Annotated in this window: 17 protein-coding genes; 7 read left to right on the forward strand and 10 right to left on the reverse strand. The window is 37.1% G+C overall.

Going from position 1 to position 13,204, the window contains the following annotated elements:
- Window positions 1-2: 2 nt before the first annotated feature.
- Together YN1551_RS17300 and YN1551_RS17305 are read left to right on the forward strand one after the other, a co-directional pair.
- On the forward strand, window positions 3-374 hold the full coding sequence (locus YN1551_RS17300) for an ATP-binding cassette domain-containing protein (RefSeq protein ID WP_274379005.1): 372 nt from the start codon (window positions 3-5) through the stop codon (window positions 372-374).
- Window positions 375-382: 8 nt separating this feature from the next.
- Complete coding sequence (locus YN1551_RS17305; protein WP_274379006.1) at window positions 383-1,063, forward strand: ABC transporter ATP-binding protein; 681 nt, start codon at window positions 383-385, stop codon at window positions 1,061-1,063.
- A gap of 31 nt (window positions 1,064-1,094) precedes the next feature.
- Here the strand turns inward: YN1551_RS17305 and YN1551_RS01470 are convergent, their stop codons facing one another.
- Entirely contained in the window at window positions 1,095-2,438 is a 1,344-nt protein-coding gene (locus YN1551_RS01470) for an MFS transporter (RefSeq protein ID WP_012717056.1), read from the reverse strand.
- 115 nt (window positions 2,439-2,553) lie between these two features.
- On the opposite strand from YN1551_RS01470, the gene YN1551_RS01475 reads away from it, so the two are divergent.
- Window positions 2,554-3,684, forward strand: a complete 1,131-nt coding sequence (locus tag YN1551_RS01475; protein ID WP_012717057.1) for an MFS transporter — start codon at window positions 2,554-2,556, stop codon at window positions 3,682-3,684.
- 2 nt (window positions 3,685-3,686) lie between these two features.
- Here the strand turns inward: YN1551_RS01475 and YN1551_RS01480 are convergent, their stop codons facing one another.
- Window positions 3,687-4,103, reverse strand: a complete 417-nt coding sequence (locus YN1551_RS01480; protein WP_012717058.1) for a hypothetical protein — start codon at window positions 4,101-4,103, stop codon at window positions 3,687-3,689.
- 33 nt (window positions 4,104-4,136) lie between these two features.
- Here YN1551_RS01480 and YN1551_RS01485 point away from each other — a divergent pair, with 33 nt between their 5' ends.
- Window positions 4,137-4,322: a hypothetical protein gene (locus YN1551_RS01485; protein ID WP_012716696.1), complete on the forward strand. Its 186-nt coding sequence runs from the start codon at window positions 4,137-4,139 to the stop codon at window positions 4,320-4,322.
- On the opposite strand, the gene YN1551_RS01490 is transcribed toward YN1551_RS01485, so the two are convergent.
- The 4 genes from YN1551_RS01490 to acs all read right to left on the reverse strand — a co-directional run bounded on the left by YN1551_RS01490 (window position 4,303) and on the right by acs (window position 8,797).
- Window positions 4,303-4,860: a hypothetical protein gene (locus tag YN1551_RS01490; RefSeq protein WP_012717059.1), complete on the reverse strand. Its 558-nt coding sequence runs from the start codon at window positions 4,858-4,860 to the stop codon at window positions 4,303-4,305. The two genes, YN1551_RS01485 and YN1551_RS01490, sit on opposite strands and share 20 nt — an antisense overlap.
- Entirely contained in the window at window positions 4,829-6,229 is a 1,401-nt protein-coding gene (locus YN1551_RS01495) for a selenium-binding family protein (RefSeq protein WP_012717060.1), read from the reverse strand. Before YN1551_RS01495 ends, YN1551_RS01490 begins: the two co-directional genes overlap by 32 nt.
- A 49-nt stretch (window positions 6,230-6,278) precedes the next feature.
- Window positions 6,279-6,722, reverse strand: a complete 444-nt coding sequence (locus YN1551_RS01500; RefSeq protein WP_012714446.1) for a PaaI family thioesterase — start codon at window positions 6,720-6,722, stop codon at window positions 6,279-6,281.
- Between the two features lie 74 nt (window positions 6,723-6,796).
- Window positions 6,797-8,797, reverse strand: a complete 2,001-nt coding sequence (gene acs, locus YN1551_RS01505; protein WP_012717061.1) for an acetate--CoA ligase — start codon at window positions 8,795-8,797, stop codon at window positions 6,797-6,799.
- A 93-nt stretch (window positions 8,798-8,890) separates the two neighbouring features.
- On the opposite strand from acs, the gene YN1551_RS01510 reads away from it, so the two are divergent.
- The gene (locus YN1551_RS01510; protein ID WP_009989838.1) at window positions 8,891-9,451 is read left to right on the forward strand and encodes an acetate uptake transporter; all 561 of its coding nucleotides are present in this window, start codon (window positions 8,891-8,893) and stop codon (window positions 9,449-9,451) included.
- 29 nt (window positions 9,452-9,480) lie between these two features.
- Here YN1551_RS01510 and YN1551_RS01515 read toward each other — a convergent pair whose 3' ends face one another.
- From YN1551_RS01515 to YN1551_RS01530, 4 genes are read right to left on the reverse strand one after another with little or no spacing between them, the layout of a single operon-like run.
- Complete coding sequence (locus tag YN1551_RS01515) at window positions 9,481-9,792, reverse strand: muconolactone Delta-isomerase (RefSeq protein WP_009989836.1); 312 nt, start codon at window positions 9,790-9,792, stop codon at window positions 9,481-9,483.
- 60 nt (window positions 9,793-9,852) lie between these two features.
- Window positions 9,853-10,194, reverse strand: coding sequence for a hypothetical protein (locus YN1551_RS01520; protein ID WP_012717062.1), 342 nt, complete (start codon window positions 10,192-10,194; stop codon window positions 9,853-9,855).
- Window positions 10,191-10,523 carry a DsrE family protein gene (locus YN1551_RS01525; RefSeq protein WP_009989834.1) on the reverse strand — a complete coding sequence of 111 codons (333 nt, stop codon included), beginning with the start codon at window positions 10,521-10,523 and terminating at the stop codon, window positions 10,191-10,193. The genes YN1551_RS01520 and YN1551_RS01525 overlap by 4 nt, the downstream gene beginning before the upstream one ends.
- A 31-nt stretch (window positions 10,524-10,554) precedes the next feature.
- Window positions 10,555-11,379: a DMT family transporter gene (locus tag YN1551_RS01530; protein ID WP_012717063.1), complete on the reverse strand. Its 825-nt coding sequence runs from the start codon at window positions 11,377-11,379 to the stop codon at window positions 10,555-10,557.
- Between the two features lie 87 nt (window positions 11,380-11,466).
- Between YN1551_RS01530 and YN1551_RS01535 the strand changes: the two genes are divergently transcribed.
- Both YN1551_RS01535 and YN1551_RS01540 read left to right on the forward strand, forming a co-directional pair.
- Window positions 11,467-12,750 carry an NAD(P)-dependent malic enzyme gene (locus tag YN1551_RS01535; protein ID WP_029552528.1) on the forward strand — a complete coding sequence of 428 codons (1,284 nt, stop codon included), beginning with the start codon at window positions 11,467-11,469 and terminating at the stop codon, window positions 12,748-12,750.
- Entirely contained in the window at window positions 12,738-13,202 is a 465-nt protein-coding gene (locus YN1551_RS01540) for a GNAT family N-acetyltransferase (protein ID WP_009989830.1), read from the forward strand. Before YN1551_RS01535 ends, YN1551_RS01540 begins: the two co-directional genes overlap by 13 nt.
- Window positions 13,203-13,204 lie beyond the last annotated feature (2 nt).

Below are 13,204 nucleotides of genomic sequence, written 5' to 3' on the forward strand. Positions count from 1 at the left end.
AGATGGTTAAGATTATTGTAAAAAACATCTCTAAAGTTTTTAAGAAAGGCAAAGTAATAGCATTGGATAACGTTAATATAACAATTGAAAATGGAGAGAGATTTGGAATATTGGGACCGAGCGGAGCTGGTAAGACAACCTTCATGAGAATAATTGCAGGCTTAGATGTACCTTCTACCGGGGAACTGTACTTCGATGACAAATTAGTTGCTTCAAATGGCAAACTACTAGTACCTCCAGAAGACAGGAAAATCGGGATGGTATTTCAAACTTGGGCTCTATATCCTAATTTAACAGCGTTTGAGAATATTGCGTTTCCTTTAACTAATATGAAGATGAGTAAGGAGGAGATAAGGAAAAGGGTTGAGGAATAGCCAAGATTTTGGATATTCATCACGTTTTAAATCACCTTCCTAGGGAATTGTCTGGAGGACAACAACAAAGAGTTGCATTAGCTAGAGCTTTAGTTAAAGATCCATCTTTGCTTTTGCTTGATGAACCATTTAGCAATTTAGATGCCAGGATGAGAGATAGTGCTAGAGCTTTAGTTAAAGAAGTCCAAAGTAGATTAGGAGTAACCTTACTTATCGTCAGTCATGATCCCGCTGATATTTTCGCCATTGCTGATCGGGTAGGGGTATTGGTTAAAGGCAAATTGGTTCAAGTGGGTAAGCCTGAAGAGGTATATGATAATCCAGTATCAATTCAAGTTGCTAGTCTCATAGGTGAAATTAATGAACTGGAGGGAAAGGTGACTAATGAGGGAGTAGTTATAGGCAGTTTCAGATTTCCAGTTAGTATCTCTAATGATAAAGTGCTAATTGGTATTAGACCAGAAGATGTGAAGTTATCGAAAGATGTCATTAGGGATGACGCTTGGACTTTAGTGGGAAAGGGGAGGGTCAAAGTTATAGGCTATCAGGGAGGTTTATTTAGGATAACTATAACTCCGTTAAATTCGGATGATGAAATATTCACGTATTCTGATCATCCGATACATTCTGGTGAGGAGGTATTAGTGTATGTAAAAAAAGATAAAATAAAAGTTTTTGAAAAAAATTAAAATCCTTTTTAAAAAGCTGTACTTTTCCATTTTATTCTATGGTTTTTTGTGGTTCTTCAGCCAATTTAGTTCCTAGTGTTTCTGGTCCGAAGTACTGTGCAATACCAACTATTAAAGCTCCAATCATCAATAATACTGCCGTAGAGAACCATATGTTATTCGGTGTATCTAATGACTTAAACAAGTAGTTATGCATTAGAGGCACATATATACTGAACCAACCACCTATGAAAATTCCAGAGGAATAGCCGAAACCCACTCCAGAAGCCCTCATTGATGCTTTAAATCTTTCAGATAAGTAGATTGGTATTATTCCCCAAGGTCCTTGTGTTATTATACCGATGATAATTGAAAATAACATAGCAGTTATAGCGTTACCCGCAATTGCTGCAGTAATAAGCCCATAATAAATTGGTATTGCAATGATAAAGGTGATTATACTCCATATTATTGTTAACCTTCTTCTTCCAACATACTGGGATAAGGTACCGAACATTACTGCACCAGCGAATGCAGCGTAAGTACCAATGCTGTATATGTAGTTTGCCTCTCCAAGGCCAAATATTGATGGACTATGTTCTAAAATAGTAGGTACAAATGCAAATAAAGAATAAGCGAAGAAGAACATCCCCGTCATATATGCCATGACTTGAAAGAAATCTCTTCTATAAGGTGGTTTAAACAAATCCACTAATGGTGTCCTTCTGATTAGGTTCTTCTTTTTAACATCTTCAAAAACTGGTGTTTCTTTCATAGCGAGTCTTACTGCTAAGGCTATGAAAGCTGGTATTACAGCAGTTAAAAACACATATCTCCACGCAAACTCCACAACACCAGATACACCATAAATTCCTATGAAGATGCCCTCTACCACAGCAGCCAAGGCTGCGCCAAATGAGAAACCACCTTGAACTAATCCACTAACAAACCCTCTCCATTTATATGGTGTCCATTCCATAGCAAATGGATGACCAGCTGAGTATTCTCCACCCGCGAAAATGCCTACCGCAACTCTTATTAAAACGAATAGAGCGAATGAGAGAATTCCAGCTTGGGCATAAGTTGGCAATGCCGAAGTAAGTGCACTAGTAATTCCTAAACCCAATACCGTAATTATTAAGTCAGCTCTCCTACCTATCTTATCTCCTAAATTTCCAAATATTGCTGAACCTAAGGGTCTGAATATTATTGTCAGGGAGTAGGAAAGAATGATATTAAATGTCGCAATTAGTGGGCTTGCAGGTGGTAGAATTACCTTAGCTAACACTGGAGCTATGCTTAAAATCATTGTCAAATCATAGGAATCTAGAAGGAATCCTATAAATTGGGATATTATTGCCTTACCTGAATCCCACGTGAACTTTTCTGGCTCCATTTGAGATCTTCTTTAAACTGTTGTTTTAAAAATTAACTTCTTAGAAAAGAATTTAAGTTATTTAAACAGTATATAATGCTCAACATTTTATACCTCGCATAGAGTAAAGTGAGATATGAAAGAGATAAATAGAATAGCGATTATAGGAGGAGTAAGGTCTTTTAGTGGTTCCATAATTTGGCCGTTTATCGGATTTGCATTATATAAAGTTTATGGATTCTCGCTAGATACTATTTCGATATTTTATTTAATCCAAGCGCTTTTAAATGTTATTGCGTCAATCGGTGGGGGAATAGTAGTTGACTATATTGGGAGGAGAAATGCAATGGTTCTTTCCACGATTGTTTCCTCATTGGCTCTATTTACGGCGTATCTAGTCAATCTCCCTATACCTATAGCGGGATTGATTTTATTACAAACATTCTTTAATACTATATACAATATATCTTCTACTGCAATAGTCGGGGATATCTACAAAAGGGCTGATTTAGTTAAGGCGTTTAGTAGGCAAAGGGTCGGAATTAATGCGGGATGGGCTTTAGGGCCCTTAATTGGTGGATATATTTTCACATTCTATGGATTTAAGACGCTATTACTGGTATCAAGTCTGATTGCGATCATCCCAATACCTCTAGTAAGATTATTACCGGAATTTAAGGGTGGGGGAAATATTTTAAATTTTAATGTTAACAACCAATTTATTCTCTTCCTAATTTCTACCTTCCTTACTTTCGTGTTGGTTGGTCAGTTGGGATTCGGTTTACTAACGTATTATAATGCCCAACTTCATTTCACAGAATTTCAGGTCAGTATATTATTTGCCATAAATGGAATTATGATAGTAGCGTTACAAGATCTGGTTGGGAGACTTATAAGTAAGAGGCTGTGGTTAATCGTGATTGGGACGTTAATTTACGCCTCTGGATATTTCGGAGTTGCATTCATCACTAACTTTCTAGTGGCATCCATTGATATTGTGATTATAACAATTGCTGAAATGATAGTGACACCACTATCACAAGCCATTGCTAATTCTTTAACAAATCAGAGTTCTAGGGGGAGACAAATTGGATTATATAGTATGGTTACTGGAATTGGCAGGGTATCGGGATCATCGTTAATAGGTGAGCTTATGAACTATTATTTATATACTCCCGTCATTTTATGGGGAATAATGAGTTCCTTCGGTCTTGTTTCCGCAACTATTTATTTGTATCAAATAAAAATAAAAAGGATAAAAATTTAATATTAACTCATTCCAGCTTTAGATTTTTGCTTAATCAATTTGTACATTGCCGCTAAAATCACCACTCCAATCAAGTCATCTATCGGTATACCAAAATACACTGGATAAAACCAGGCCCATGAAAACGGTAGCTTAAGATCAACTATCCAATACATAATATCCTCAACTATTGACCCGTAAATTAAGTACCATACAGTCTCAACGGATAGTAGTTTACCCGATGCAAGATATGAAGGAAATCCAAAAATTAAAATATAAATTACTCTGTAGAAATAAAGTGATACTGTTGGAGTGAATACGCTTTTCATCCACGCTGGTGAGCTTAAAACCTTGGAAGGATCCCATTGTATTCCTAGTTCGAGGATAGCGTAAATAAACGAGAAAACAGTCATAATTGTTAATCCTCTTCTATTAATCATAATCTTAAAACTTACCTAGACTATTATATATCTATGTTGGATAAAGTGAGGGAGATTGTAAGGAAAATTGACCCAAATGCAGAAATACAAATTAGCAGGAACAAAAAATTTACGAAAATAAGGGTGAAAAGCAATAGATACTGTGATAGAGCTAAGATTTGGATTTCTTTATATGAGTTATTTAAAGATCATGAAGACATCATAATAGAGGTAGAATGATGACAATAGCTAGTAATAATACCGTCATTAAGTAGAAATAATCAAAATTATATTCAGTCAGTTTAAAGAGAATTTTATTATTTTTCACAGATAAACAGTACGTAGTTTCCCTTACAATTACCACTATAATAGGTAAAAGGATAAGACTTAGTTTCGAGAGAATTGAGAGGGTGAGAAGTATTATAAAATTCATCTGAATTATTGAATTCAAGGTTGACCATTGAATAACGTTTAATATTTTAGGTCTCATATTGCTGGGATAGTGGAGAACTTTAGCTATTACGAGTTTTATTAGCACGTGTACCAATAAAAGAGAAAACATTATTCCTCTAGTTAATATATTATCGCTAATGTTAAACAATACTGCTATCATAATACCTATCATATAGTATGTAATACTCGATATGATAGGGACTATGTATGATTCATTCACCTTTCTAAATGAGTAAAAATAATAAGAAAAAAGTAATCCCTTATAGGGATCTAGCCCCTCTACTATCCCTAGGCTAAGGATAGCAATAAGAGTCAGAGGAAGCATCTCCTCCCCTTAACCTAACTTGATGCGACCTAGCCTCTCCAAAATCCACGAAGAACTCCTTATCCACATCTAGACCTCCATCTGGATTAGCATTTAGTTTAACCATCCATCCCTTTAAGCCCTCTGGATAGAACTGGTTATCCCAAGTACTATAAAGGGAATTGGTAACATAAACTCTTTTTCCATCCCTACTAATTTCAATCATTTGAGGACCTCCAGTAAGTTTATGACCAGAGGGGTGGTCAGCCCTATGAAAAATACCTCCTAATCTGACCTTTCCAGTAAGTACTGGTTTAAACGGATTACTCACGTCGTACTGCCTAATCTCTCCTATACCCCATAAGCTAACGTAAAGGAACTTATCATCAAGGCTTAAGTCTATATCAGTAACTAATGGTGGTACAGCCTTAAATGGTTTTAATATCTCCGGCAAACCTCCCTCACTTGGTTCCGCAGGGATTTCAATAACCTTTTCCCCATTCCATTTACCATCTTCGTAGTACCATAACCAGATTGAACTGCTCAGATCCTTTAGGCTTACTACCATATTTATAAATCCCATGAGTTTAGTTGGATCATGTAGTGGTCTAAGCTCTAATGCCATCCTATTCTCTTCACCAAGGGTTACGCTTGATACCTTCTTTCTTCTCCTCAAGTCCCAGAAGTGTATCCTATTTCCATATCTATCTTTAAGATGTTCCAATCGAAGCCCGTTCTCAATAGTGTTTGGCACTGCCCACTCACTAGTTACCATTACTTCATTTGGTAAATTCCACCAGAAATCGTAAGCCAAATATTGGTCACTCCTATCTATCTCCCACTTGCCTAAAGGTTCAAAACTGTAATGGTCTAACATTAAAATTCCCCCCGGACCCTCACCGTTTTCATTGCCAAAAGCACTTATGTAGATACCATCTGGCCCACAATGTACTGTATGTAGCCTACTGTAGCCCGTTACTTTCTTAACCTCCTCTGGTTCTATAGTTTTAACTATATTAGGCTGTCTAGGGTTTAATTTTGTATCTACTATATAAATCCTTGAGGAACGTAAACCGGGTACAACTAAGAATCTTCTCTCAAAATTTGGTCTTCCATTAGGGCATAAGGCGGAACTACAAGCATTCCAACCAAAATGGTGCAGCTCATCATTGACATATGATAATTCAACCTTATGGATTACCTTAGAATAAGTTTCCGATTCAGGCTTTACATCAACTACTGCTATGAAATCTGGCCTATTTATTCCAGTTCCAGTGTATAAGCAAGCAACATAAGCTAAGTCCTCTGGAGGTGATTTCATGGCCATCTTTGGAGATGGATAAAACGTTGGATCTCTCTTAAAGGGAGCAAAAACTGACGGTAATTCCATTAAAGTTATTTTGTATCTAAACCTTATAAAGTTTTATTATTTGTGTAAATTATTGAGGTTGAACATTCATGTTAATTTTCTTATCCCTTATTATGTACCACGTTCCCAATCCAATCGCCCCAAGACTTCCCTCAACGTCTTTAAAAGTAATCTCCACTGCAACTGCAGTTCTACCTTTTCTTATTACATTTGCTTCAACAGTAAACGGCCCCCTATACATTGGCTCTAGGAAATTTACCTTTAGTTCTTGTGTTACCTGATCCATTCCATCGTTTATTGATAGAACTGCCAATCCACCTGTGTAGTCTATGGACGCAACTATCATTCCACCATTTAGAATATTTCCCCTTCTTGTCAGCTCCTTCTTGAACGGTATTTGTGTTTTAGCATATCCCTCCTTTATCTCTAAAATTTTCACACCTAAATAATGAAATACATAATCGCTATCGTATCTCTGTAAAATTTTTTCAATATCATAGTTTTGAGAATCCATTGATATAATAATGTATAAGCATTCTTAAAAATCTACCTATATAGAATTATAAAAAAATATTAATTTCTTGTATCTTATTTGTTAATCTTTTCAAACTCTGCCTTAAACTCCTCTAAAGCTTTTTTAATCTCCTCTACAGAAGCCTCATCCTCCAGTGCAGTTATATCTCCCACTTCTGCCCTAGTTGCAACAGCCCTTACAACTCTTCTCATTATCTTTCCACTTCTCGTTTTAGGCAACTTACCCACGAAGAATATCTTATCTATAGTAGCTATAGGTCCCACCTTATCTCTTACCGTCTTCAGTATCTCTTGTGAAAGCTGCGTATTAGGTGTATAACCTTGCCTCAAAATTACAAACGCATAAGGCACCTCTCCCTTAACTGGGTCTGGGACTCCAATTACCGCTGCTTCCGCAACTGCAGGATGCTCAATCAAAGCTGATTCTAACTCATATGTACCTAGCCTATGCCCAGCTACCTTGATAACTTCATCAGCCCTCCCTAATATCCAGAAGTATCCATCCTTGTCCTTAACAGCGTAATCACCAACATAGAACATTCCAGGGAATCTACTCCAATACGCCTTCACGTATCTTTCAGGATCCTTGTAAATTGTTAATGGCATTCCAGGCCACGGATTCTTTATAACAAGATATCCTCTTTCCTCAAGGTTAACTTGTTTCCCATCTTCATTAACTACATCTGGCTCAATTCCCAATATTGGTGGGCCATTTGTCCCAGGTTTCATTGGCACAAGATACAATCCTGGTAAATGAGATATTAGAATACCTCCAGTCTCAGTCATCCACCAAGTGCTTCCAAATGGTACCTCCTCTCTACCGACTAATTTCCATAGCCACTCCCAAGCTTCCGGATTTATTGGTTCACCTACAGAATGCATTAGCCTAACAGTGGAGGTAATGTGAGCCTTAACCCAATTATCACCATATTTCATGAAGCTTCTAATTGCAGTGGGTGAGGTATAAAGGATTGTGATCCCATACCTTTCAATTATCGATACCCACCTATCCGGTTGTGGATAATCCAAGGCTCCTTCATACATTATTTCAGTTGCTCCTTCCATTAATGGTCCAAACACAATGTAGGAGTGTCCAGTAACCCATCCTATATCTGCGGTACACCAGTAAATGTCGTCATCCCTTATATCGAATACCCACTTCATTGTAGCGTGTAATAATGTCATATACCCTCCAATATCGTGGACTATACCCTTAGGTTTTCCAGTGGTTCCAGAGGTGTAGAGTATATATAACGGGTCTTCAGATTTCATCCTTTCTGGTTCAACGTAAACATTTTGTGGAATGTCCTTGATTACTTCATCAAAGTACTTATCCCTACCTTCAACCATGTTGACCTTATTACCTATCCTTCTAACTACTATTACATCCTTTATTGTTGGGGTCTTCTCCAAAGCCTTATCTACAATTCCCTTTAAGTCAACAACTTTACCCCTTCTCCATCCACCATCTGCGGTAATTAGTAACTTGGCTTCGGCGTCATTAATCCTACTTGCCAATGCGTCAGCGCTAAATCCTGAGAACACCACCGTAAAGACTACTCCGATCCTAGCAGCAGCTAACATGAATATTGGTAATTCCGGTATCATTGGAAGGTAAATCGCTATTGCATCACCTTTCTTTAACCCGTATTTCTCCTTCAAGAGATAGGCTACTCGATTAACTTCCCTATATAGATCGTAATATGTTAACTTCCTAACCTCCTTTGGGTTTCCCTTCTCGTCCACTGGTTCTCCTTCCCATATTATGGCAACCTTATTCTTCCTCCAGCTCTTAACGTGCCTATCTACAGTTAGATAAGAGGCGTTAAGCTCTCCACCTACGAACCACTTATAGAATGGAGGATTACTATCGTCTAGTGTTTTCTCCCATGGTTTGAACCAGTCAATTTCCGAGGCTACAGATGCCCAAAATTGTTTGTAATCTTTTACCGTTTGGCTGTGAATCTCTTTATACGTAGTTATACTTACTAGCCTATTTAAATTCAGTTTTGGGTTTATCTTTTGATCAAAAGGTAGAGCCCACGTTACTGACATATGTTATATAATGGAATTCTAGGTAATAAATGTTAAGTAGAATACTGTAAGGTAATAAACTTTATAAGTATATTATTGCTATATAAAAATGCTATGACAGAACAAAAAAGGGCAAATCCAGCCCCCTTAGGACTTTCTGGTTTCGCACTAACTACACTCGTGTTATCTACCTTCAATGCAGGGTTAATAACACAAGGGGCATCTGTTGTGTTGGGACTAGCAGCGTTTTATGGAGGATTGGCTCAACTACTAGCCGGAATATTGGAATGGAGGGCAGGGAACACTTTTGGCTATACTGCCTTCTTTACTTATGGTGCATTTTGGGAGTGGTATTTCCTAACTGCGGGAGGATTTTTTGGAGGAGTCACACCTCAAGCTATAGGCTTGGTATTAATTGCGTTTGGAATCTTTACGCTAGCAATGTGGTTTGGCACGTTTAAGGCAAATCTAGGATTATTCATGACATTTCTATTACTGTGGATAACGTTCTTCCTACTTGGAGTAGGAGCTATGATTGGAAATGTTGGATTATCCCATGCCGGTGGATATGTAGGAATATTAACGGCAATTGCAGCCTGGTATACTGGACTCGCTATTGTAGTAGCTGAGAGCTTAGGCAAGAGTCCTCCAGTAGGAAGACCAATAATGAAATAAAAAATTATTTACATTTTTTAGCTTGAATCTTATTGTAGTAATTTTTTCATTAATTCATAAAAGTTTTCATAAGGATGAATTGCGGTTACTTCTATTGTTAGTGAATGACCGAGCTCTTTAACTATTGGTAGGGTCTCTAAAATCCCGTCTAATTCCTCATGAGAGTTAACATCTATTATTGCTACAACCTCTCTTCTTCCAGTTACCTTATACAAACCCTTTATCTTCCCAGCCTTAACTGCTGGCATTGCTGCCTCAGCTTCTCTTTTCCATATTTCCATTAACTGCTTTTGCGTTATATTAGTTGGTTGTTTTATCTTAAACCATAGAAGGAATAGCATCAAATAATATTAAGTTTAGTTACTTATAAATTGATTTGTTTGTTTGTAAGTGAATTATATCTACTTATATTTTTGTCCTCTCTCAAATCCATAAAGTACTGAAAAATTAGATACGATTCCAATTGCCAAAAGGAGATGAATTATGGAGATTATTGGAGAAGCGTTTATGGTATATAGATACCCTAATGCGCCAGTAATCACTATCAATCCAATATTTCCTGCAAGGATTCTCTTTTCCATTTGTAGTTTTACCCTAAAATAACCATAGATCGCTAGTGCTAAAAGTATAATTGCAACCAAGACGTGAAGTAGCAATAGATAAGGAGAGTTGTAAAAAACGATTATATTTCCTAAAAGTGTTTGTAAAATAGCTATTCCAGCACTAACTAGCCATATGTTCAAAACGTTATTACCTCATATCCTTGATTGACGTAATAGGATACTCTCTCACCGGCTGGCATCAATGACACTCCTAAATTCTCTAGATGTGGCTTTATGTTCATTGCCTGCGCAACTCCTATGCAAGCAGAGTCTACTATTTTATTTTGAAGGAGCTCTTGGAACATGTTTTTCATATCGCCATCCAATTGTGTTAATTTCTTCTGACTTGGTCCGAAATATATCACTTTAACGTCTTCATATCTCTTATTTTTCACTGAGTTATAAGCCATTCTCATTGCTAGATCGAACTTCTCGTCTCCAGACATTATTAAGAAGAGGACTTTTGCCATATTTTCATCTTTTAAAATCACATTAAAAAGTTTAACTTAATAATGTTCTTGATCTAGAGATTAAAATTCCCAAAAACATCAAGAAAATGCCGAATAACTGTATAGGAAAAGGTAAAACGTGGTACAGTAGGAACTCTACTAGAGTAGTTAGAATAGGCACAGAGAAGCTGAGAACTGTTACCTTAGGTATCTTCTCAGCCTTAACCATCATGTTCCAAAGGAAGAAGGAAATGGCCCCACCTAAAGTTGAAGTATACGCGATTCCTATATAAAATTCTGGGTTTGGATCAATGTTATGGTGTATTGGGAGTAGTAATGCTAGGATTATGCTACCTATCGAGAATTGACTTGCATTTACTGTTATAGGATCGTAACCCTTTAATTTTCTGTAGAAAACTGTAAATAACCCCCAAAATAGGGCATTGACGATAGTTATAATTGAACCAAATAGTGTAAGACCATGAACCAATGGTAAACCGTATAAAATTACGCCTGAGAAACCTATTACTACTCCAACAATCTCAAGTACCGCGGGTCTTTCCAATAAGATGATAAAGGAAATGGGTATTGAAAACAAGGGCATTGTATAGCTTAGCACAGCTGACTCAGCTGGGCTTACATAAAGTAAACCATACGCCCATAATAATGATGATACTGTAGTGTAAACTGCCAATTGTATTACGTCTCTGTTAAAGATAATCTTTCCCCTACTAATTGATAAAAATATAATAGAAGAGATAACATACCTAATGAGATTGAAAAAGATAGGTGACGAAAACGTTATAGCATCCTTTGAGAAGTAGTAGTTAAATGACGTTATTGTTACATAAGGTAGCAGGTATTTTAATATTTTCACGTGCTAAATGTTTGGGAGTAAACTTTAAAGTTACCTAACAAAAGTCAGTGTATTCATTTATAAATTTGTTTTATGATATATTTTTTCATGGTTGATGCTGTAGAACTGTCAAGGAAATACGAGGGAAAAATTGAGATATATCCGAAAGTTCCTATCACCTCTTATAACGATTTCGCTCTCATATACACCCCAGGTGTTGCTGAGGTATCTAAGGCGATTTATAAGGATCCGGATAAGAGCTTTGAGTTAACAAGTAGGTGGAACACGATAGCAGTAGTAACAGACGGAACTAGGGTTTTGGGATTAGGAAATATTGGCCCAACTGCAGCAATGCCAGTGATGGAAGGGAAATCTCTATTGTTCAAATACTTAGGAGGAGTTGACGCAATACCTTTGCCAATTAACGTAAAGAGTGCAGATGAGTTCACAAATGTTGTAAAAGCTCTGGAAACGTCCTTTGGCGGGATTAATCTTGAAGATATTGAGTCACCAAAGTGTTTCTATATTCTGGAAAAATTGCAATCCATGTTGAATATTCCAGTATGGCATGATGATCAACAAGGTACTGCGGCAGCTATCCTAGCAGGGTTGATTAATGCGATGATATTAACCAATAAAGACCCTAAGGAAAGTAAAGTCGTATTTTACGGAGCTGGAGCATCAAATATTGCAGCAGCTAGAATTTTAGCTAAATATGGATTCAAATACGAAAATATTGTAATGATTGATAGCAAAGGTCCATTGTATGCTGATAGAGAGGACGTAGATCACTTAATGTTACATCATAAGTGGAAGTACGAATTGGCTATAAAGACGAATAAATGGGAAGCTAAGGAGATAAAGGACGCGTTTAGTGGCGCAGATGCAGTAGTTGCGGCATCTACTCCAGGTCCCAATGTAATAAAGAAGGAATGGATAAGTCTGATGAATAAGGAGGCAATAGTCTTTGCCTTAGCCAATCCAGTTCCAGAGATATGGCCGCAAGACGCTAAGGAGGCAGGAGCGAAGATTGTTGCAACGGGTAGAAGTGATTTCCCTAACCAAGTTAATAACTCCCTAATTTTCCCGGCAATATTTAGGGGAGTTTTGGATAGTAGAGCAAAGGCGATAACAGATGAGATGACGATTGCAGCCTCTGAGGCTCTAGCTAAATACGCTAGGGATAGGGGGATAAATGAGAACTACATAATACCTAGAATGGATGAATGGGAGGCGTTTTATGAGGAAGCAGCAGCAGTGGCTAGTAAGGCAGTAGAATTAGGGTTAGCTAGAGTTAAAAAGAGTAGAGAAGAGTTCAGGGAAATCGCTAAGGAGAGAATAATAAGGGCTAGGAAGATAATGAATTTGGTGATATCCACATGGTCACCATAAGGAGGGCTACTAAAGAGGACGTCAAAACGTTAATAGATTTTTTCAGTAGGATGTATAGGTTAAACAGCGAATTCGATCCACTACTATTGACTCCAGAGAATTTGGAGGAAAGGATTAACAAAGTGGTAGAGAAGAGTCTTGAAGATCAAAATGAGATGATAGTAGTAGCGGAAGATCAAGGTAGGATAGTTGGCGCTGCCAGGGTTTTAATAATAGATAGGATATTTTATACACCGGAAAAGGAAGCATTAATTAGGGAGTTTTACGTACATCCTTCATACAGAAGGCAGGGAGTAGGTAATGAGATAGTAAATTTCATAATAAGCGAGTTGAAAGAGAGGGGAATAGAGATACTAGGAGCTGAATTCCCTTCTAGAAATTTAATAGCAATTTCGTTCTATAGAAAAATGGGCTTCAGAGAAATATATTGTGAATTCGTTAAGAAAATTTAACC

The organism is Sulfolobus islandicus Y.N.15.51, from assembly GCF_000022485.1.
Taxonomy (GTDB): domain Archaea; phylum Thermoproteota; class Thermoprotei_A; order Sulfolobales; family Sulfolobaceae; genus Saccharolobus; species Saccharolobus islandicus.

Bases quoted from the DNA above. Each gene is read 5' to 3' on its own strand.
- YN1551_RS01485 (WP_012716696.1), top strand. From the start codon at position 4,137: ATGTTGGATAAAGTGAGGGAGATTGTAAGGAAAATTGACCCAAATGCA.
- YN1551_RS01475 (WP_012717057.1), top strand. From the start codon at position 2,554: ATGAAAGAGATAAATAGAATAGCGATTATAGGAGGAGTAAGGTCTTTT.
- YN1551_RS01525 (WP_009989834.1), bottom strand. From the start codon at position 10,523: ATGGCAAAAGTCCTCTTCTTAATAATGTCTGGAGACGAGAAGTTCGAT.
- YN1551_RS01490 (WP_012717059.1), bottom strand. From the start codon at position 4,860: ATGCTTCCTCTGACTCTTATTGCTATCCTTAGCCTAGGGATAGTAGAG.
- acs (WP_012717061.1), bottom strand. From the start codon at position 8,797: ATGTCAGTAACGTGGGCTCTACCTTTTGATCAAAAGATAAACCCAAAA.
- YN1551_RS01495 (WP_012717060.1), bottom strand. From the start codon at position 6,229: ATGGAATTACCGTCAGTTTTTGCTCCCTTTAAGAGAGATCCAACGTTT.
- YN1551_RS17300 (WP_274379005.1), top strand. From the start codon at position 3: ATGGTTAAGATTATTGTAAAAAACATCTCTAAAGTTTTTAAGAAAGGC.
- YN1551_RS01470 (WP_012717056.1), bottom strand. From the start codon at position 2,438: ATGGAGCCAGAAAAGTTCACGTGGGATTCAGGTAAGGCAATAATATCC.
- YN1551_RS01515 (WP_009989836.1), bottom strand. From the start codon at position 9,792: ATGCTATTCCTTCTATGGTTTAAGATAAAACAACCAACTAATATAACG.
- YN1551_RS01510 (WP_009989838.1), top strand. From the start codon at position 8,891: ATGACAGAACAAAAAAGGGCAAATCCAGCCCCCTTAGGACTTTCTGGT.
- YN1551_RS01500 (WP_012714446.1), bottom strand. From the start codon at position 6,722: ATGGATTCTCAAAACTATGATATTGAAAAAATTTTACAGAGATACGAT.
- YN1551_RS01535 (WP_029552528.1), top strand. From the start codon at position 11,467: ATGGTTGATGCTGTAGAACTGTCAAGGAAATACGAGGGAAAAATTGAG.
- YN1551_RS01480 (WP_012717058.1), bottom strand. From the start codon at position 4,103: ATGATTAATAGAAGAGGATTAACAATTATGACTGTTTTCTCGTTTATT.
- YN1551_RS01540 (WP_009989830.1), top strand. From the start codon at position 12,738: ATGGTCACCATAAGGAGGGCTACTAAAGAGGACGTCAAAACGTTAATA.